18 protein-coding genes are annotated in these 20332 nt (G+C 60.7%); 14 read left to right on the top strand and 4 right to left on the bottom strand.

The window, feature by feature from the left end:
- Positions 1-31 precede the first annotated feature (31 nt).
- From AWT75_RS22080 to AWT75_RS05185, 7 genes are all read left to right on the top strand, one after another.
- Entirely contained in the window at positions 32-775 is a 744-nt protein-coding gene (locus tag AWT75_RS22080) for an amino acid ABC transporter ATP-binding protein (protein WP_045846154.1), read from the top strand.
- 67 nt (positions 776-842) lie between these two features.
- The gene (locus AWT75_RS05210; RefSeq protein ID WP_052693875.1) at positions 843-1781 is read left to right on the top strand and encodes an ABC transporter substrate-binding protein; all 939 of its coding nucleotides are present in this window, start codon (positions 843-845) and stop codon (positions 1779-1781) included.
- Positions 1782-1804: 23 nt separating this feature from the next.
- Entirely contained in the window at positions 1805-2503 is a 699-nt protein-coding gene (locus tag AWT75_RS05205; RefSeq protein ID WP_082695963.1) for a LysR substrate-binding domain-containing protein, read from the top strand.
- A gap of 79 nt (positions 2504-2582) precedes the next feature.
- A complete protein-coding gene (gene tcuA, locus AWT75_RS05200) occupies positions 2583-3983 on the top strand; it encodes an FAD-dependent tricarballylate dehydrogenase TcuA (protein ID WP_062787951.1) in 1401 nt (466 codons plus the stop codon).
- A gap of 1 nt (position 3984) precedes the next feature.
- Positions 3985-5118 carry a tricarballylate utilization 4Fe-4S protein TcuB gene (gene tcuB, locus AWT75_RS05195; protein ID WP_062787949.1) on the top strand — a complete coding sequence of 378 codons (1134 nt, stop codon included), beginning with the start codon at positions 3985-3987 and terminating at the stop codon, positions 5116-5118.
- A 60-nt stretch (positions 5119-5178) separates the two neighbouring features.
- Positions 5179-6489 carry an MFS transporter gene (gene tcuC / locus AWT75_RS05190; RefSeq protein ID WP_062787947.1) on the top strand — a complete coding sequence of 437 codons (1311 nt, stop codon included), beginning with the start codon at positions 5179-5181 and terminating at the stop codon, positions 6487-6489.
- Between the two features lie 136 nt (positions 6490-6625).
- The gene (locus AWT75_RS05185; RefSeq protein ID WP_062787945.1) at positions 6626-9457 is read left to right on the top strand and encodes an EAL domain-containing protein; all 2832 of its coding nucleotides are present in this window, start codon (positions 6626-6628) and stop codon (positions 9455-9457) included.
- A gap of 19 nt (positions 9458-9476) precedes the next feature.
- Here the strand turns inward: AWT75_RS05185 and AWT75_RS05180 are convergent, their stop codons facing one another.
- Both AWT75_RS05180 and AWT75_RS05175 read right to left on the bottom strand, forming a co-directional pair.
- Complete coding sequence (locus AWT75_RS05180) at positions 9477-10688, bottom strand: GGDEF domain-containing protein (RefSeq protein ID WP_082695961.1); 1212 nt, start codon at positions 10686-10688, stop codon at positions 9477-9479.
- Positions 10678-11592 carry a substrate-binding domain-containing protein gene (locus AWT75_RS05175; RefSeq protein ID WP_062787938.1) on the bottom strand — a complete coding sequence of 305 codons (915 nt, stop codon included), beginning with the start codon at positions 11590-11592 and terminating at the stop codon, positions 10678-10680. Before AWT75_RS05175 ends, AWT75_RS05180 begins: the two co-directional genes overlap by 11 nt.
- A 250-nt stretch (positions 11593-11842) precedes the next feature.
- On the opposite strand from AWT75_RS05175, the gene AWT75_RS05170 reads away from it, so the two are divergent.
- On the top strand, positions 11843-12928 hold the full coding sequence (locus AWT75_RS05170) for an alpha/beta fold hydrolase (RefSeq protein ID WP_153013246.1): 1086 nt from the start codon (positions 11843-11845) through the stop codon (positions 12926-12928).
- A 66-nt stretch (positions 12929-12994) separates the two neighbouring features.
- Here AWT75_RS05170 and AWT75_RS05165 read toward each other — a convergent pair whose 3' ends face one another.
- A complete protein-coding gene (locus AWT75_RS05165) occupies positions 12995-13888 on the bottom strand; it encodes a homocysteine S-methyltransferase family protein (RefSeq protein ID WP_045847343.1) in 894 nt (297 codons plus the stop codon).
- A gap of 146 nt (positions 13889-14034) precedes the next feature.
- Here AWT75_RS05165 and AWT75_RS05160 point away from each other — a divergent pair, with 146 nt between their 5' ends.
- Both AWT75_RS05160 and AWT75_RS05155 read left to right on the top strand, forming a co-directional pair.
- Positions 14035-14865, top strand: coding sequence for a transporter substrate-binding domain-containing protein (locus AWT75_RS05160; protein ID WP_062787934.1), 831 nt, complete (start codon positions 14035-14037; stop codon positions 14863-14865).
- 60 nt (positions 14866-14925) lie between these two features.
- Complete coding sequence (locus tag AWT75_RS05155; protein ID WP_062787931.1) at positions 14926-15702, top strand: amino acid ABC transporter permease; 777 nt, start codon at positions 14926-14928, stop codon at positions 15700-15702.
- Positions 15703-15768: 66 nt separating this feature from the next.
- On the opposite strand, the gene AWT75_RS05150 is transcribed toward AWT75_RS05155, so the two are convergent.
- Complete coding sequence (locus tag AWT75_RS05150; RefSeq protein WP_062787929.1) at positions 15769-16389, bottom strand: TetR/AcrR family transcriptional regulator; 621 nt, start codon at positions 16387-16389, stop codon at positions 15769-15771.
- A 136-nt stretch (positions 16390-16525) separates the two neighbouring features.
- On the opposite strand from AWT75_RS05150, the gene AWT75_RS05145 reads away from it, so the two are divergent.
- From AWT75_RS05145 to AWT75_RS05130, 4 genes are read left to right on the top strand one after another with little or no spacing between them, the layout of a single operon-like run.
- Positions 16526-17812: an NAD(P)/FAD-dependent oxidoreductase gene (locus tag AWT75_RS05145; protein ID WP_062787927.1), complete on the top strand. Its 1287-nt coding sequence runs from the start codon at positions 16526-16528 to the stop codon at positions 17810-17812.
- Positions 17809-18597 (top strand): DUF1365 domain-containing protein, encoded by a 789-nt coding sequence (locus AWT75_RS05140; RefSeq protein ID WP_062787925.1) that lies wholly within the window; start codon positions 17809-17811, stop codon positions 18595-18597. The genes AWT75_RS05145 and AWT75_RS05140 overlap by 4 nt, the downstream gene beginning before the upstream one ends.
- The gene (locus AWT75_RS05135) at positions 18594-19802 is read left to right on the top strand and encodes an SAM-dependent methyltransferase (RefSeq protein ID WP_062787923.1); all 1209 of its coding nucleotides are present in this window, start codon (positions 18594-18596) and stop codon (positions 19800-19802) included. The genes AWT75_RS05140 and AWT75_RS05135 overlap by 4 nt, the downstream gene beginning before the upstream one ends.
- Positions 19799-20329, top strand: a complete 531-nt coding sequence (locus AWT75_RS05130) for a DUF3833 domain-containing protein (RefSeq protein WP_045847350.1) — start codon at positions 19799-19801, stop codon at positions 20327-20329. The genes AWT75_RS05135 and AWT75_RS05130 overlap by 4 nt, the downstream gene beginning before the upstream one ends.
- Positions 20330-20332: the final 3 nt, after the last annotated feature.

Raw genomic sequence — 20332 nt, 5'->3', positions numbered from 1 at the left:
CATACCCGCAGTCAAGGGCGGGGAAGTCGCCATCCATGCTGTCAGCAAGCGCTATGGCCATCAGCAGGTGCTGGATGCGGTGTCGCTGACCGTTCCGCCCGGCAGCGTCACCGTCATCATCGGGCCGTCCGGTTCGGGCAAGTCCACCTTGCTGCGCAGCATCAATCATCTGGAACGGGTGGATAGCGGTTTCATTGCCATTGACGGGGAGTTGATCGGCTACCGCCAGCAGGGCAATTCGCTGCACGAGCTGAAGGAAAAGGACATCCTGCAACGCCGCGTGGAAGTGGGCATGGTGTTCCAGCACTTCAACCTGTTTCCCCATCTCACCGTATTGCAAAACCTGATTGAAGCGCCCATCGCGCTGCGCGGCCTGAGCCGGGCCGAGGCCGAAGCCCAGGCGCGCCTGTTGCTCAAGCGGGTAGGGCTGGCCGACAAGGCCGATGCCTGGCCGCGCCAGCTGTCCGGCGGCCAGCAGCAGCGTGTGGCCATTGCCCGTGCGCTGGCGTTGCGCCCCAAGGTGCTGCTGTTTGACGAACCCACCTCGGCGCTGGACCCGGAGCTGGTGCAGGAAGTGCTGGACGTCATCAAGGAGTTGGCGCGCTCTGGCACCACGCTGCTGATTGTCACCCATGAAATCGGCTTTGCCCGTGAAGTGGCCGATACCGTGGTGTTCATGGAGCAAGGCCGCATTGTGGAAAGCGGCAGCCCGGAGCAGGTATTGCGTCAACCGCAGCAGCAGCGCACCCGCGAATTCCTGGCCCGCGTGCTCTAGCGCCATCAGGCAGAAATCATTCACACACCGTCAACACCACAAGCAAGACCACAACAAGGAAAGCATCATGTCGCGTAACACCCATCTGCCGCGCCGTACCGTACTGGCCGCCCTCAGCCTTGCCCTGCTGGCCCCGCTGTTTGGCCATGCCGCCAGCAGCATCGACCTGAGCCCGGAGCAAAAAGGCCAGCCCAAGGGCCGTCCGGTGCCAGAGGCCATCAAACTGCTGTCCAAGGACGTCCGCTTCGTCAAGGACAAGACCTTCGTGGTGGCCATTGCTGGCGGCATCCTGCCGATTGGCGGTTTTGCCAGCGACTCGAAAACCATCATCGGTGCCGACCCGGACATCTCGCGCCTGGTGGCCGATGGCTTGGGCCGCAAGCTGGAACTGGTCAACGTGGCCTGGGCCGACTGGCCGCTGGGCTTGCAGTCCGGCAAGTACGATGCGGTGATTTCCAATGTCACCGTTACCGAAGCGCGCAAGGAGAAATTTGATTTCTCCACCTACCGCAAGGACTTGCTCGGCTTTTACACCAAGGCAGGCAGCAAGCTGAAAATCAATGAGCCCAAGGACACCGCCGGGCTGAAGGTGATTGTGGGTGCGGGCACCAATCAGGAGCAGATCCTGCTGGAATGGAACAAGAAAAACGAGGCTGCCGGCCTCAAACCGTTGCAGGCACTGTATTTTGATGATGAAGCCGTGGCCCGCGTAGCCTTGCAGTCCGGCCGCGCCGATGCCTGGCTCGGCCCCAATGCCATCTATGCACTGGAAGCCGCGCGTACCGGCAAGGTGCGTCTGGCTGGCACCTTCTCTGGCGGTTGGCCGCTGACTGCTGACATTGCCGTCACCACCCGAAAGGACTCCGGCCTGGCTCCGGCGATTACCAAAATCATCAATACCCAGATTGCCAACGGCAATTACGCCAAGGTACTCAGCCGCTGGGGCCTGAGCGCCGAAGCGGTGAGCGAATCGCGTACCAACCCGCCCGGCCTGCCCAAGAGCTGAGCGTCTGGCAGCAAGCGGTAACAATGACAACGGCCCCTCGGGGCCGTTTTTTCATGTGTTCAGTTCTTGTCGCAATGCTTGTCACAGGACTTGTCCGGGCTGTCCTGCTCCAGATTGTGGCGGCCATGCGCGAGCGTTACCCGGACATCCGCCTGCATCTGGTGGAAAACCTGTCCGGCAATCTGGCCACCATGCTGGGCGCACGCCAGCTGGATCTGGCCGTGCTGTTCCAGGAAGAGCGCACCCGGCGCTGGAGCGTGCTGCCGCTGCTGGAGGAAAAGCTGTTCCTGATCTGCCGCCGCGACCTGCCTGCAGCACCCACGCAGGACCACATCAGCCTGGCCGAGCTGGGCGACATTCCGCTGATCATGCCCAGTGGCCCGCATGGATTGCGCGCCCTGCTCAACAACGCCAGCACCCAGGGTGCGCACGCGCTGAACATCAGCGCGGAAATCGACGGCCTGTCGCTGTTGATGGATGCAGTAAGGGCCGGTTACGGCGCCACCATCCAGCCCGGTGCTGCCATTGCCCGCCTGCCACCGGAAGAGTTCCGTCTGATTGACATCATCGACGACAGTGTCAGCCGCCCCAACCTGCTGGTGAGCCTGTCCGATGACGAGCTGTCGCCGGCCGGACTGGCCACCCGCGTGGTGCTGCAACAGGTGGCCAGCGAACTGGCCAGCAGCGGCCAGTGGCCGGGAGCTACTGTTTACAATCGCTAAACACCTGTTGCCCGATCCGGTCTGGCGGCCGGGCTGAGGGCTTTTTACAGTCTCCGCTTGTCTCAGGGAGGCTGTACCCATGTTTGATGTTCTGATCATCGGCGGCGGCAACGCCGCACTCTGCGCCGCACTGATGGCCCGCGAAGCCGGGGCCTCGGTGCTGCTGCTGGAGTCCGCCCCGCGCGCCTGGCGCGGCGGCAATTCGCAGCACACCCGCAACCTGCGCTGCATGCACGATGCCCCGCAAGACGTGCTGGTGGATGCATATCCGGAAGAGGAGTACTGGCAGGACCTGCTGCGCGTCACCGGCGGCCAGACCGACGAAGCGCTGGCCAGGCTGGTGATTCGCGCCAGCGGCAGCTGTCGCGACTGGATGCGCCGTCACGGCGTGCACTTTCAGCCCTCGCTGTCCGGCGCATTGCATACGGCGCGCACCAATGCCTTTTTCATGGGCGGCGGCAAGGCGCTGGTGAATGCCTACTACCGCAGTGCCGAACAACTGGGCGTGGTGATTCGCTACGACAGCGCGGTTGAACGGCTGGAATTGCAGGATGGCCGCTTTGTTGCTGCCCATCTGTCGGGTGGCGAGCGCATCACCGCGCGCAGCTGTGTACTGGCTGCTGGCGGTTTCGAGTCCAACCGCGAATGGCTGCGCAGCGCCTGGGGCCAGAACGATCAGGGCGACTGGCCGGCGGACAACTTCCTCATCCGTGGCACCCGTTTCAATCAGGGCGTACTGCTCAAGTTCATGCAGCAGGCCGGGGCCGATATGGTGGGCGACCCGTCGCAATCGCACTGCGTAGCCATTGACGCCCGCGCACCGCTTTACGATGGCGGCATCTGTACCCGGGTGGACTGCGTATCGCTGGGCATCATGCTCAACCGCAACGCCGAGCGCTTTTACGACGAGGGCGAGGATTTCTGGCCCAAGCGCTATGCCATCTGGGGGCGGCTGGTGGCACAACAGCCGGAGCAGATCGGCTATTCCATCATCGACTCCAAGGCCATCGGCCGCTTCATGCCGCCGGTATTCCCCGGCAACAAGGCCGACACCCTGCAGGAGCTGGCGCGGCAACTGGGGCTGGACGAGGCGCGCTTTGTCGACACCATCCAGCGCTACAACGCGGCCTGTCAGGCCGGACAGTTCGACCACACCGTGCTGGACAACTGCCACACCGACGGCCTCACTCCGCCCAAAAGCCACTGGGCCTTGCCGCTCGATACCCCGCCTTACTACGGCTACGCGCTGCGCCCCGGCATCACCTTTACCTATCTGGGCCTGAAAACCAATGCCGACGCCGCCGTGCACTTTGCCGGGCAGCCCAGCCCCAACCTGTTTGTGGCCGGTGAAATGATGGCCGGCAATGTGCTGGGCAAGGGTTATGTGGCCGGTATCGGCATGGCCATCGGCACGGCTTTTGGTCGTATTGCCGGCAGCCGTGCTGCCCAGGCGGCTCAGGCTGTTTCACAAGGAATCTGACATGCAACAACTCACCCGCCTGATCGACGAGGCGCAACAACTGGCTGCCGGCCAGCCGGGCTCCCTGCTGGACAAGGCCGAGGCCGAAGTGGCGCGCGATTTGCAAATCTGCAATGCCTGCCGTTACTGCGAGGGCTTTTGTGCGGTGTTTCCCGCCATGACCCAGCGGCTGGAATTCGGCCAGGCCGACATCCATTACCTGGCCAACCTCTGCCACAACTGCGGTGCCTGTCTGCATGCCTGCCAGTACGCACCGCCGCATGAATTTGCCGTCAACATTCCCAAAGCCATGGCCCAGGTGCGACAGCAAAGCTATACCCGCTTTGCCTGGCCGGGCGCGCTGGGGCGGCTGTATCACCACGCCGGGCTGACCGTTGCGCTGGCACTGGCTGCCGGCCTCGCGCTGTTCCTGCTGCTGTTGCAGGCACTGGCCCCGACAGTGAACAGCGGCAATTTCTACGACTACTTCCCGCACCATCTGCTGGCCGGGCTGTTCGGCCCGGTATTCGGCTTTGCCGTGCTGGCGCTGGGCATGGGTGTGCGCCGCTTCTGGCGCGACATCAGCCCGCAAGCGCCGGATGTACCGGCGGTGCTGGATGCCGGTCATGCAGTGGCCACGCTGAAGTATCTGGATGGCGGCCACGGCCAGGGCTGCAATAACGCCGACGATGCCTACACCCTGTGGCGGCGACGTTTTCACCATTTCACTTTCTACGGCTTCCTGTCCTGCTTTGCCGCCACCATCGTAGCCACCGGCTACCACTATCTGCTGGGTCTGCCAGCCCCCTATGCACTGAACAGCCTGCCGGTGCTGCTGGGCATTGCGGGTGGTATCGGCCTGCTGATTGGCCCTGCCGGCCTGCTGTGGCTGAACCTGCAACGCGACCCGCAGCATGGCGACATACAACAACGCCCGATGGACCGCGGCTTCATTGCCCTGCTGCTGCTCACCAGCGCCAGCGGCCTGCTGTTGCCGTTTGCTCGCCACAGCCATGTGCTGGGCAGCCTGCTGGCCGTGCATCTGGGCGTGGTGATGGCACTGTTCCTCACCCTGCCCTATGGCAAGTTCGCCCACGGCATTTTCCGCAGCGCGGCCTTGCTGAAATGGGCGATCGAAAAGCGTCAACGCCGCTGACCGCAGGTCAGTAAAACATCCAGAAAAGCAATAAATACAACGCAACAAAGGAGAGTACTCATGCAACAAGCGCCAGCCAGCCAGCACCCTGCCCAGTCCCGACTGGGTGCGGTACTGCGCGTGACCAGTGGCAATTTTCTCGAACAGTTCGATTTCTTTCTGTTCGGTTTTTATGCCAGCTATATCAGCAAGGCATTTTTCCCCACCAGCAGCGAGTTTGCCTCGCTGATGCTGACCTTTGCCGTCTTCGGTGCCGGTTTCCTGATGCGCCCGCTGGGTGCCATCGTGCTGGGCAGTTATGTGGACCGTATCGGCCGCCGTCAGGGTCTGATCGTGACGCTGGGCATCATGGCCTGTGGCACGGTGCTGATTGCCTTTGTGCCGGATTACAGCCAGATAGGCCTGGCCGCGCCCCTGCTGGTGCTGCTGGGCCGCTTGCTGCAGGGCTTTTCCGCCGGGGTGGAACTGGGTGGGGTGTCAGTGTATCTGGCCGAAATTGCCACGCCGGGTCACAAGGGCTTTTACACCAGCTGGCAGTCGGCCAGCCAGCAGGTGGCCATCGTGGTGGCGGCAGCCATCGGTTATGGCATCCAGCTGTGGCTGAGCCCGGAGCAGATTGCCGCCTGGGGCTGGCGCGTGCCGTTCTTCATCGGCTGCCTGATCATTCCGCTGATTTTCCTGCTGCGCGGTTCCTTGCAGGAAACCGATGCCTTCCTGGCGCGCAAGCACCGCCCCAGCCTGCGTGAAATCTTCGGCACCATCGGCCTGCACTGGCGCACCATCGTGGCGGGCATGTTTCTGGTGTCGCTCACTACCACGCTGTTTTACTTCATCACCGTTTACACCCCCACTTTTGGCAAAAGCGTGCTGCACCTGAGCGCGCAGGACAGCCTGGTTGTCACCTTGTGCGTGGGCCTGTCCAACTTCTGCTGGCTGCCCGTCGGCGGGGCGCTGTCCGACCGCATTGGCCGCAAGCCTCTGCTGCTGGGCATTTCACTGCTGGCCTTGCTGACCGCCTACCCGGCCATGGCATGGCTGGCAGCTGCGCCCAGTTTTATCAGGCTGCTGACGGTGTTGCTGTGGTTCTCTTTCTTCTTTGGCATGTATAACGGCGCCATGGTGGCAGCACTGACCGAGGTCATGCCGGTGTATGTACGTACCGTAGGTTTCTCGCTGGCCTTCAGTCTGGCCACTGCCATTTTTGGTGGCCTGACCCCGGCGGTATCCACCGCGCTGGTGGAAATGACGCACAGCAAGAGCTCGCCTGCCTGGTGGCTGCTGTTTGCTGCGCTCTCGGCCTGCCTGGCCACGCTGGTGCTGTTTGCACCACGGCGTCAGCATCTGCATCAACACAAGCATCAACAGCACTAGGCTTTGATCTGGCTGTAGCTTGATGGCCTGTGAAATCAGGCCATTTTCTTTTGTACGGTCCGGGGCAAATCGGTTTTGCGCTCAAGCCCATTGTCATGCAAGATGCTATCCAGTGCCTGTCACACAAGTAGCCCTCATGACAACTGAACATCGCATGCTGCGCGCCTTCAAACTGCGCTATCTGTTTGCACTGGCGCTGATGGCGGTGCTGGCCACCACCACCTATGTGGCACAGCAAATGGTGATCTCCTCCCAGCAAAGCACCGCGGCACTGGTGAACGTCAGTGGCCGCCAGCGCATGCTCAGCCAGCGTATTGCACTGTACAGCCAGCAATTGGCTACTCTGCCTGCGGGCAGCCAGGGCAGCGCCCGCAAATCCTTGCAACAAGCCATCAACCTGATGGACAGCAGCCACCAGGCGCTGATCAAGGGCAAGGCAGAACTGCACCTGCCCGCCACCATGTCCGGGCAAATCCATGACTTGTATTTTGGCTCGCCCAAGGCCATTCATTTTCTGGAAACCCGTTACCTGTCCCTGGCCAGAGCATTGCTGCAACAGCCCCCAGGCAGCGTGCGCGCGGACTCACCGGCCTTGCAACAGCTATTGCAACTGGCAGGCGGCGACTTGCTGCAAGCGCTGGACGCCGCCGTCAAACGCTACCAGCAGGAGGGCGAAGCCGCGGTGGATACCCTGCAAACAGCAGAAACCATCGCCTGGCTCAGTGCGCTTGGCCTGCTGTTGCTGGAAGGCCTGTTCATCTTCCTGCCTTTTGCCGGGCACATGCGCCGGGTGATTCAGGCACTGGAGCGCAGCCAGCAGGACTTGCAGCAACACCAGCACCACCTGGAAGCGGAAATCGAAAAACGCACCCATGCCTTGCTGGCCCGTGAACAGCAGCTGAACAAATTCTCCCTGGCCATCCAGCAAAGCCCGGCCAGCATTGTCATTACCGATATCGACGCCCGCATCGAATACGTCAACGAGGCCTTCCTGCGCAATACCGGCTACAGCCGCGATGAAGTCATCGGGCAAAACCCGCGCCTGCTGCACGCCGGGAAAACCGGCAAGGCGGTGTATGCCCAGCTGTGGAGCACCTTGCAGAGCGGCCAGGTATGGCAAGGGGAATTCATCAACCGGCGCAAGGACGGCAGTGAATATGTGGAAGCGGTGGTGATTGCCCCCATGCGCCAGCCGGATGGCAGCATCACCCACTATGTGGCCATCAAGGACGACATCACCGATAAAAAGGCCGCCCTGGAAGCCATTCGCCAAAGCGAGCTGAAATTCCACAGCATGATGGACTGGTCAAGCGACTGGGTGTACTGGATCAAGCCGGATGGCCGTTTTCATTACATGACCCCGTCGGCGGAGAAAATCAGCGGTTATCCGCCCGCGGCATTCGAACAGGACCCGGCCCTGCTGGAGGCCATCATTCACCCGGAAGACCTGGCGCAATGGCGGCAGCATCAGGCCACCTTGCCACAAGCCACCGACACGGCAACGGAACGGGAACTGGATGTGCGCATCATCCGCAAGCAGGGTGATATACGCTGGGTCAACCAGACTGCACGGCCGCTGTTCAACGAGACGGGAGATTACCTGGGCCAGCGCGTTACCCTGCATGACATTACCGAGCGCAAGGCCGCGGAGGAAGAAATCCGCCGGCTGGCCCATTTCGACCCGCTTACCATGTTGCCCAACCGTCGTCTGCTGTTCGACCGGCTGGAGCAGGCAATGAAAAACAGCGAACGCAGCCAGCAATATGGCGGGCTGTTGATGCTGGACCTGGACCAGTTCAAGAAACTCAACGACACCCTGGGTCATGAAATGGGTGACAAGCTGCTGCTGCAAGTAGGCCACCGCCTGCGCGACTGCCTGCGCGGGGTGGACACCGTGGCACGGCTGGGCGGGGACGAATTTGTGCTCATCATCGAAGAGCTGGGCAGCAACGAAACCCTGGCTGCCAGCCGGGCCGAACAGATTGCCGAAAAAATCCGTGACGCACTGGCACGCCCCTACTGCCTGGACGCGCAGCAGGAAGGCGAACACCTGTACACCGCCAGCATTGGCCTGACCCTGTTCCGTGGCCAGCACACCTCGCTGGAAAACCTGCTGAAACAGGCCGATGTGGCGCTGTACCAGTCCAAGGATGCCGGACGCAACCGGGTACGTTTTTTCAGCCCCACCATGCAGGCCCACATCGAGGCACGCGCCCAGCTGGAAAACGCGCTGCGTCTGGGCTTTGCCCGCAAGGAATTTCTGCTTTACTACCAGCCGCAGGTTAACCAGTATGGCCAGATAACCGGCGCGGAAGCCTTGCTGCGCTGGCAATCGCCAGAGCGTGGCATGGTGTCACCGGCCCAGTTCATACCGCTGGCCGAGGAAATGGGGTTGATTCTGGAACTGGGAGAATGGGTGCTTCATACCGCCTGCCAGCAACTGAAGCAATGGGAAGGTCAGCCGCAATTCGCCGGACTGGAGCTGGCGGTCAATGTCAGTGCGCGCCAGTTTCACCAGCCGGACTTTGTCGAATCGGTACAACGCTGCCTGCATTTGAGCGGTGCCAACCCGGCCCGGCTCAAGCTGGAGCTTACGGAAAGCATCGTGCTGGAAAATCTGGACATGGTGGTGGAGCGCATGCAGCAACTGGGAGCGCTGGGCATCCGCTTTGCGCTGGATGACTTTGGCACCGGCTACTCCTCGCTGTCCTATCTGAGCCGCCTGCCGCTGGACCAGCTGAAAATCGACCAGTCCTTCACCCGCCAGCTGGGGCAGAACCCGGCTACCAGCGCCATCGTCAAGGCAATACTGGCCATGTCGCGCGCACTGGGCCTGCAGGTGATTGCCGAGGGTGTGGAAACCCATGTGCAGCGCGACTTCCTGGAAAGTCATGGCTGTTATGCCTACCAGGGCTATCTGTTTGGCAAACCCATGCCGATCAGTCACTGGGAACAGGACCCGGCCTGAATGCCCTTGCCAGCGCAGGCTAGTAGCACAGCCGGTTTTTACCCTCACGCTTGGCCTGATACATCAAGGTATCGGCCTTGCCCAGGATATCGACCGCGCTTTCGCCCGGGAATGCCAGGCAGCAGCCCAGCGACAGGGTAATGGCAATGCCGGCCTCTTGCTGCATGCGGGTACTGTGTTGCAATTGCAGGCGCAGACGCTCGCCACAGGCCACCGCTTCTGGCAGATTCAGGCCGGGCAGGATCACCAGAAACTCCTCGCCACCAATCCGGCCGAACACATCCTCCGGGCGCAAGCTGGCCTTGACCTCTTCGGCCAGCACCTGCAACACCACGTCCCCCACATTGTGGCCGAATACATCGTTGATTTTCTTGAAGTTATCCACATCGAAGGCCAGCACGCAAAAACTGCCCTCGGCGTGACTCACCTTGTCCACCTGCTGTTGCAGCTGCTCCAGAATGGCACGCCGGTTCAGCGTCCGGGTGAGGCTGTCGGTGGTGGCCAACACCAGCAAGGCATTGCGTGCTTCTTCCAGCCCGGCGGTTTTCAACTCCAGGCTGGAGCGCAGTTCCACCTCTTCGTCATGCATGCGCTTGAGCGAGCTGACCAGCGTGCTCATGGTCTGCTGCTGGGTAAAGAAGGCGCGGTTACGCTCTGCATATTTCCAGGCGGTGAACAACAGCAGCAACTCAAAAAGCAGGGCGATGGCGGTAAAGGCATTGCGGTCTGTTGCAGACATCACCTGGTCAAAACCATATAACTGGATCAGCACCACCAGCGTCAGCACACTGCTGAACAGTGCATACAGACGGAAAATCAGGCCGTGAGACAGGATAGTGATGCTGTTGATGGTTGCCAGCGCGATGATCTTGAACAGGTAGACAAAATCGAACTCACGATGCGGAAAGGCAAACAGCATGCTGCCCCAGGCCAGCGCCGCCAGCACCACTGACAGATAGAGGCTGGCAAACCATGCTTGCCAGCCTGCCGGGTTTGTCAGCCTGGTGCGCATGAACTGCATATGCCACAACCGCAAACCCTGGATGCAGAACATGGCCAGCAGCCATGCGGTACCTGGCCAGCCCGGCGCATGTGTCCAGTGCGCGGCATAAATGGCAAGCGCCACCACCAGCGACAGCCTGATCGAGCTGCTGCCTTCCTCGAAATAGTAATGGCACAAGCGGATGCCGGCTGCGTCCATGCCGTGGTCTGGCTCAGCTTTAGCGCGCATTGCGCAGCACCTCGCGGTTCAGCACAAAGGGTGGTAACAGGACATTGCGTCCGCTCCGCGATGGGTGGCGGATGGCGTCATCCGCCATCTGCACGGCAATTTTTGCCATTTTCTCGGTGTCCTGCACCATGCTGGCCAGTAATTCACCAGAACGAATGGCCTCCAGGATGAGGGGGCTGCGGTCCACCCCGACAAAGGGATAGCGTCCGGCCTGCTGCAATTGCCTCAAGGCCAGCAGCACCGCGCTGGTGGTGGATTCGTTCGGGGTGAAAATGGCATCGAACTGCGGCTGCTGGGTATACAGCCAGGTACGCACCACCTGACGCCCGCGGCCAATGGACTGGTCCAGCTCCGGGCCGTACAGCACACTGACATGGTCTTTTTCTGCCGCCATGGCAAAGCCTGCCATGCGCTGCTCGGTGGACGGTACTTTGCCCTGATTGGGAAATACCAGTACCCGACGGATGTCCGGATGGCTCTTTTTCAGTTGCTCCCAGGCCTGGCTGCCAATAGCGGTCTGGTCTGAGGCTACTGCGCCAAACTGGCTGCTAAGGCCAGGATTGCGGTCTATCAGCACCACCGGCACCGGCAGGAAACGCAAAATCTCATTGTAATTTTCGATGGTGGCACTGGGTGCCAGGATGATGGCCCGGCATTTGCGGGCGATGGCCACATTCAATAGCTCAATCTGGGCATCATCAATCAGGTGCTCGCTATCCACCGAACCACGGTCATAAATGAAATAGCCAAGCCTGGCCCCCTCCTGCGCAATGTTTTCCTGCAGATTGGCCCAGAACGCACGTCCGCCACTGGCGTAAATGAAGGAAAGACACTCGCGTGCCTGCAGCTGCGGACTACAACACAGCAGTGCCACGCACAGCAGGATGCGCCAGCGTAATGCCAAGCCGTTCCGTAACAATGAAGAGAGGTTGAACACAGAGCTCCCATACCGACAAATCATGATTATTCTGTTTTATGCGGCGTGCAGGCCTGCTCTGCAGCCTGCGGACTCGCGGTTTGCTTTAGTGATAGTTGATATTTATGCGTCATGCTGCTGATTTCACCAGTTGCGCCCTGCCTGCACAGAATGTCTTGCATTCACCCGGGAATGGCCTAAACTGAGTCATGTTGCACTGCAACATAAAGTGAACATCATGCATCTTACCCTAGACCGCCTCCAGGCCAGTGCACGACCGGCCATTCTGGAACATCTGTCCGGACTGAGCCCGGACGATCTCTTCACCCGCTTCGGCCTCACCCTTGGCCCGGCCAGTCTGGTCAGCTACGTGGACAGCATCAATTTCAATCGCGATATCGTCATTGGTGCCCACTACCGTAGCTTGCTGATAGGGGTGGTGCACATTGCGGTGCTGCAAACGGATGCCTTTCCCCATGGCGAACTGGGTATCAGCGTGGACAGCTTCTGCCAGGGCAAGGGCATTGGCCGCCAGTTGTTCGACCAGGCACTTCACCATGCGCTGGGCCGCAAGGTAAACCGGCTGCGCATCCAGTATCTGCGCCGCAATGGCCGCATGGCGTCCTTGTGCCGCGGCCTGAGCACACGATTTGCCCAGGATGGCGAAGAAACCGCCTGCCTGATTACCCTGGCCGAAGACGACCCGGCCAACGCCTGTCGTCGTGAAATGGAAGATGGCATAGAAGTGTTTCATGCCGATGCACCAGCACCGCGTGGCCATATCCTGTTCATCCATGGCGTGGCCGGTGATGGCTGGCAATGGCGGGAAAACATGCAGCCCTGGTTTGCGGCGCACGGCCTGAGCAGCTCGGCCCTGTCACTGCGTGGCCACGGCGGCAGCAAACCGCGTGACAACCAGACCCTGCGTGACTACGAACAGGATGTGCAGCAGGTATTGGCACGTCTGCCCGTCCAGCCCAGCCTGATTGTGGGCCATTCCATGGGTGGTTTCCTCACCCAGCGCGTACTGGAAGGTAATGAGCAATGGCAAAGCGCCAGCCTGATCTGCTCGGTGCCGCCATGGGGCTTGCTGCCCGGCACGCTGGACAACGTGGTGGAATTCATGGGCGACCCGTTGGGCAAGGCCATTGCCATTCAGGCGGCGGAAGGCAAACCGGCGTATGTGAATCCGGACAATATCAGCGCCCGGGTACAGGTGATAGGCGGTAGCCGCGACCGGCTGATTCCACCTGAAGTGGTGGCCGCTACTGCCCGCTCCTATGACACCAGTGCAGTGATGATAGAGGACGCCGCCACGCCGTGATTTCCAGCAGGAAATGGCAGGACGTGGCCGAGCAGGTGTTACAGCACTTGCTGGCAGGACAATGAATCAGCCCAGCCGCGCTGCCAGCGCAGCGATATGTTCCGGCGTGATGCCGCAGCAACCGCCAACAATGCCGGCACCCTTTTCTACCCAGCGTTCGGCCCAGCCCAGATAGTTTTGCGGGGTCAGGTCGGCACGGATTTCATCCAGCGTGGCATTGGCCTTGGCGTCTTTCGGCGTGGGCGGGAAGGCATTGGCATACACGCCCAGTTGCAGTGCCTTGCCTTGCTGTTGCAGCACTGCATTGGCGGCATCCAGCGCGGCTTCCATCACTTCCGGCTGGCTGCAGTTGAACAGCACCGCCGCTGCGCCCAGACGGATGGCCTCGGCCACCGCCTCGCTGACGGTTTCACCGGAACGCAGGCGCGCCACGTTGTCGACATCTTCGTCCTGCAGGGTAAACGACAGCCACAGCGGCTTGTCCTGTTCGCCCAGCGCCAGGCGCACTGCGCGCACCTCGGCCAGCGAGCTTTGTGTTTCGGCCAGCCAGACATCCACATACGGTGCCAGACCCTCGATCAGCACACGGTGAATGGCTAGCGAGTCGGCTTCATTGAACAGGTCGGGACGGTAGGAACCCAGTGCAGGCGGCAAGGAGCCGGCCACGGTCACCTTGTGTGCTGCCTTGTCCGCGCTGCGGCGTGCCAGTTCGCCAGCCAGGGCAGCCAGTTGCCGCCCCTGCGCGTCAAAACGCTGCTGGCCGATATGAAAAGGCACCACGGCATAGCTGTTGGTGGTTATCACCCGGGCACCGGCATTCACGAAGGCATCATGGGCCTGTTCGACAAAATGCGGGCCTTCCAGCAAGGCCAGCGCAGACCATTCCGGCTGCTGGAACGGCGCACCGATACGTTTCAGTTCGCGGCCCATGCCGCCATCAAGAACAAGAGTTTGGCTCATATGCTTATCCATGCAATCACTGCATCAGGGTGATGCTCACCCATGACAAAGGGGGAAATGTTATATGCTTATATTTAATCAAGCTGGTAATTATTATAATAGTTTGATATATAGATTAACACCCAAACAGCATCAAGACCATAAAAATGTTCCAACGACAATCCAAGATCACCAAGACCGTCGCCCTCATCGCCCTGCTGGCTGCCAGCCAGAGCCATGCCGGTGCCACACTGGACCATGTACAGAAAAGCGGCGTGCTGCGCGGCGTGCTGCTGGAAAGCTACCCGCCCTTCTCCTTCCTCAACAGCAAAAACCAGCTGGATGGCTTTGATGTGGACGTGGCCAAGGCCGTGGCGAAAAAGCTGGGCGTCAAGCTGAAGCTGGACACGCCTTCGTGGGAAGTGATTGCCGCCGGCAAATGGGGCAGCCGCTGGGATATCTGCATCTGCTCGATGACGCCCAACAAGGAAAGAGCCCAGGTACTGGACTTCCCGGTGTTTTACTACAACTCCCCGGCTGTGCTGATTGCCAATGTGGCGGACAAGAAAACCAGCAGCATCAAGAGCCTGGAAGGCAAGAAGATTGCCGTGCAGCAAGGCTCGTCCTATGAAAGCTATCTGCAAAAGAAGCTGACCATTGAAGCCCCCAACGCCGTACAGCCTGCCTACCCCTTCAACAAGGTGGTGATTGCCCCGTACGACAATGAAGAACTGGCGTTCCAGGATCTGGCGCTGGGCGCTGGCAAGCGGGTGGATGCGGTGATTTCCAACCTGGTGACAGCAAACGAACGCATCAGCAAAACCGGCAAGTTCCGCATTGTCGGCAGCCCGCTGTACCAGGAACCCAACTGGGTGGCCGTGGACAAGGGTGATTCGCAGTGGAATGCCCGCGTCAAGCAAGTCATTACCGAGCTGAAGAAAGACGGCACCCTCAGCGCCATTTCCAAGAAGTGGATTGGCAGCGATATCACCAACTAAGAATCAGCCCCGTGGCGGCATGCAGCCGTGCGGGGCTTTCTGCTTTTGTCTGTCCGTAACATGAAACAGGAAAACCGATTCAGGCTGCAAGTCGGCCTGGTCATGCTGTGCCTGCTGCTGGGCTTTGTCTGGTTTGTCGATGCCTTTGAACTGGACTACCGTTTTGCCCTGAGCAAGCTGCCCTTGCTGGCCGGTCTGGAACTGAGCCCGGAAGGCTTCATCCAGGGCATACCACTGACCTTGCTGCTGTGCCTGCTGTCCACCATCCTTGCGGTGGTGATTGGCATGCTGTCGGCACTGGGGCGTTTGTCCAGCAACCCGCTGCTGTACGGCCTGGCCACTTTTTACAATTCCTTCTTCAAGGGCACGCCGCTACTGGTGCAGATCCTGCTGATTTATCTCGGCCTGCCCCAGCTTGGCATTGTGCCCACCGCCATTCCATCCGGCGTGGCAGCGCTGGCGCTGTGTTATGGCGCCTACCTGAGCGAAGTGTTCCGTTCGGCCATCCTGTCCATCCACCGTGGCCAGTGGAATGCCGGCAAGGCACTGGGGCTGAAACCGCATGCCATCATGCGCTTCATCATTTTGCCGCAGGCAATGAAAGTGGCGGTGCCGCCCACTTTCAGCATGTTCATTTCCATGCTGAAGGATTCCTCGCTGGTATCGGTGATGGGCCTGTGGGAGCTGATGTTCCTGGCGCAAAGCTATGGCCGTTCGGCTTACCGCTACATGGAAATGCTGCTGACGGCGGCCATTCTGTACTGGCTGCTGTCCATCGTGCTGGAGCTGTTCCAGCACCGGCTGGAAAGCAGGCTGTCCGTTTCCGGCCGCCGCTGATTGTTTTCTTCACAATGACAGCCCGCCATCACGGCGGGCTGTTTTCATTTGCCGCTTGTTGCGGCCTCAGCCTGCTTCTGCAGCACCGATACCCGCGAAAATGATGGCGCGCATGTAGTCGACAATCTGGTCGTCGCTGTAGCGGCCGTAGTCCTTCATGTAATCCACCGCCGGGTCGCAAGTGCGCGAATAGTAGGCATACAGGATGACGTCGGTGGGCAAATCCGCCCGGATATCACCGGCCTTCTTGGCCTGTTCCACCAATGCTTCCATCTGCTTGTGCAGCTTGTACACCCGTGTCACGTAACGGATGCTGCGGGTCAGCATCTCCTTGACCTGCGGGCTGGCCGAAGGCAGAAACGGCAGGCCACCCTGCAGGCGCACCCGCAATGCCCATTCCAGCAGACTACCCAGCCTGTCCTTGCTGCTCAGCGCGGCATCCAGCGCCGCCAGATACTCCAGCGCACCGTCCAGCAGGCGGATCATCACCTCGGTGGCCAGGTCTTCCTTGGACTTGAAATGCTTGTACAGGCTGGGCTTGGAAATACCCGCCTCCCCGGCCACATCGTCCATGGTCATCAGGTCGAAACCCTTGCTGGCCAGCAAGCGGGTGGTGGCGTCCAGCACCGTCTGTTCGCGCAGCTTGAATGCCTGATCCTTGAAGCTGAGCTTGGCTAAAATACTCATGAGTACGACCTTTTACTAATCAGTAGCTTTTTTTCCAAAGCGGTTATATGCTGAATATAAGCACGATGCCTCGCAGGTGCCAAGCAGTTTCGTCACCCGCAGGCGTTGATTCAGAAATTCCGGCTTGGGAGTTCAGGTGAAAGCACATCCAGACAAACGCCAGCGCGTGGCAGTAATTGGCGGCGGCATCGCCGGTCTCGCCAGCGCATGGCTGCTGGCAGAAAAACACGAAGTCACCCTGTTTGAAGCTGCCGACTATGCAGGTGGCCATACCAATACGGTTGACCTGCAACTGGAAGGCCAGTCTTTTGCCGTGGATACCGGCTTTCTTGTGTTCAACGAACGCACCTACCCCAATCTGATTGCCTTGTTCCGGCAGCTTGGTGTGCCCTCCTGCAGCACCGACATGTCCTTCAGCGTATCGCTGGACCGGGGCCGGGACGAATGGGCGGGCAGCTCGCTTGGCACCGTGTTTGCCCAGCGCAGCAAACTGTTGTCCCTGCCGTTCTACCGCATGTTATATGACATCCTGCGCTTCAACAGCGCCGCTCCCCGCCTGCTGCAGCAAGTACTGGCCGCTCCCCTTACCCTGGGTGAGCTGCTGGAAGTGGAAGGGTATGGCAGCCGTTTTCGTGACCACTACCTGGTGCCGATGGCCGCGGCAATCTGGTCCAGCCCCAGCAAGGAGATTCTGGATTTCCCCGCTGCCACTTTCCTGCGCTTCTGCCTGAACCACGGCCTGCTGCAAATCAGCCAGCGGCCACGCTGGTTTACCGTGCCGGGCGGGGCACGCCAGTATGTGGAAATGCTCTGCCAGCGCATTCAGCATGTGCGCCTGTGCAGTCCGGTCAGCAGTGTGCGGCGCACTGAGCAAGGCGTGCTGATCAACAGCCCGCATGGCGAAGAGCGCTTTGACAGCGTGATTTTTGCCACCCACGCCCCGCAAACCCTGGCCATGCTGGCCGATGCCAGCCAGGAAGAACACGACATCCTTTCAGCCGTGCGCTACCAGCCCAATACGGCGGTACTGCATGGCGATGCCAGCTTGTTGCCCAAGCGCCGCAAGACCTGGGCCGCCTGGAACTTCCTGGCCGAAACCGGCCAGCCCAGCCAGCGTGCGGTGTGTGTCAGCTACCTGCTCAATGCCTTGCAACCGCTGCCGGTCAGCCAGCCGGTCATCGTCACGCTCAACCCGCTGCGCGACCCGGATCGCAATCTGGAATACGCCCGCTTTGTGTATGAACACCCGCTGTTCGACAATGCCGCCATTGCCGCCCAGGCCCGCCTGCCCATGCTGCAGGGCAAACGCAACAGCTGGTTTGCCGGTGCCTGGACCGGTTACGGTTTTCACGAGGACGGACTGAAGTCCGCGCTGAATGTGGCACAGGATTTTGTCACCTTGCCGGAATGGGCCCGCCTATGAGCCCCGTCAGCAGCAATGCCTATCTGGTATCCGGCAGCGTGATGCACCAGCGGTTGCGGCCTGCCCGCCATCGCTTCATCTATCCGGTATTTGCCATCCGGCTGAAGCTGTCGGAGCTGGAACAGATTGGCCACCGCTGGTTTGCCGTGGATCGCTGGCGGCCGCTGATGATACGCAGCCGGGATTACGGCCCGCGTGACGGCAGCCCGCTATTGCCCTGGATACGCCAGCAATTGTGCGACGCCGGCTTGCCTGCCGACGGTGAAGTATGGCTGCAAACCTTCCCGCGGCTGTTCGGCTATGCCTTCAATCCGGTCAGCTTCTGGTATTGCCACGACAGCCAAGGCCACTTGATTGCCGTGCTGGCCGACGTCAACAACACTTTTGGCGAACACCATGCCTACCTGCTGGCCAACCCGGACGGCAGCCCCATCGCCAACGGTGCCACCCTCACCTGTCGCAAGCAGCTGCATGTATCGCCGTTTTGCCAGGTGGCCGGGCATTACCGCTTCCGTCTGGCAGAGAAGACTGACCGCATACTGATGCGCATTGATTACCACGATGCCGACGGCCTGCTGCTCAATACCAGCATCTCCGGCGCGCTGCAGCCGCTCACCAGCGGCAATGCCCGCCGGGCCTTGCTGCGCCAGCCCATGCTGACCCTGGGCATCATCACCCGCATTCACTGGCAGGCCTTGCAGCTGTGGCTGAAAAAAGTGCCGTTTTTCAGCAAGCCCGCCGCCCCGGAACACACACTGAGTCACGGACAGGAGTTGCGCCCATGAGCCTCACCCGTACCCTTGCCCTGCCCTGCAACAATCTGCCCTGGCTGGCACGTTTACTGCTGCAGCGCTTGAACCAGCTGCAATATGGCAGCCTGCTGCTGCACACACCGGATGGACAAAGCCTGTGGTTTGGCCGCCCGGGTGAACTCCCGGAGGCAGAACTGCACATTTACAGCTGGACCACCTGCCGCAAATTGCTGTTTTCCGGCGATATCGGTTTTGCCGAAGCCTATCGCGATGGTCTCTTGTACACACCGGACATCACCGCCCTGCTGCGGCTGGCCTTGCGCAACGAACAGGTGCTGGGCAGCGCGCTGGCCGGCAGCTGGCCGGCCCGTGGCTGGTACTGGCTGAAACACTGCCTGCGCCGCAACAGCCGCCAGGGCAGCCAGCGCAATATCCACGCGCACTACGACCTGGGCAATGCCTTTTACGAATTGTGGCTGGACCCCAGCTGGACTTACTCCAGCGCCTGGTTTGACGGCCATTACGACCTGCCGCTGGCCACCGCCCAATCAGCCAAATACCAGCGCATCTGCGATGTGCTGGGCCTGCAACCTGGCATGCGGGTGCTGGAAATCGGCTGCGGCTGGGGCGGTTTTGCCGAACACGCCAGCAGCCAGGGCATTGCGGTGCATGGCATCACCATTTCCCATGCCCAGCTGGACTTTGCCCGCGAACGGCTGGCTGGCAAGCAACTGGTGCAACTGGAGTGGCAAGACTATCGCGACCTGCAAGGCCAGTACGATGCCATTGTCTCCATCGAAATGTTCGAAGCGGTGGGCGAAGCCTACTGGCCGGGCTTCTTTGCCAAGCTGCGGCAACTGCTGAAACCGGGCGGCAAGGCGCTGGTGCAGAGCATTACCATTGCCGAAAGCCGTTTCGAGCGCTATCGCCGCAGCAGTGACTTCATCCAGGAGTTCATTTTCCCCGGTGGCATGCTGCCCAGCAGGCAAGTCTTTCAGGATACGGCCGAACAAGCCGGGCTGATGACGCGCAACCGGCTGGACTTTGGCCCGGACTACGCCGAAACCCTGCGCCGCTGGCGTCTGGCGTTTGAACACACACTGGATAGTGTGCGCCAGCAAGGCTTTGACGAAGCCTTCATCCGCCTGTGGCGCTTGTACCTGTGCTATTGCGAGGCCGGTTTTGACGAAGCCAGCATCGGCGTGTCGCAGTTCCTGCTGCAGGAAGCCCGGCCATGAAAACCCTGCGCCGCCTGTTGCCCCTGTTCGCCCTGTTGCTCACCAGCGCCTGCAGCACACCGCAGGTGGAGCAATACCGCGACAACAAACCCCAGCTGGACTTGCCACGTTTTTTTGAGGGCCATACCCGCGCCTGGGGCATGTTCCGTGACCGCAACGGTGCGCTGGTCAAGCAATTCACCGTGGACATCACCGGCCAGCGCCAGGGTGATGCCCTGCTGCTGGACGAACGCTTTGTCTACAGCGACGGCAGCCGCCAGCAGCGCCAGTGGCGACTGGTGCCGCTGGGTAATGGCAAATGGCAGGGCACCGCAGCGGATGTGGTGGGCGTGGCCGATGGCGAAGTGGCGGGCAATGCCCTGCACTGGCGTTACACCCTGCGCCTGCCGGTGGATGGCCGCAGCTGGGACGTGCAATTTGACGACTGGATGTTCCTGCAGGACGAACACACCCTGCTCAATAGCGCGCGCATGAGCAAGTTCGGCATTGCGCTGGGTGAAGTCAGCCTGTTTTTCCGCAAGGAGTAAGGC

The sequence above is a fragment of the Aquitalea pelogenes genome (assembly GCF_001515305.1).
Lineage (GTDB): Bacteria > Pseudomonadota > Gammaproteobacteria > Burkholderiales > Chromobacteriaceae > Aquitalea > Aquitalea pelogenes.
Note: the sequence above shows the minus strand (reverse complement) of the source record. Positions and strands in the feature narration are given on the sequence as shown.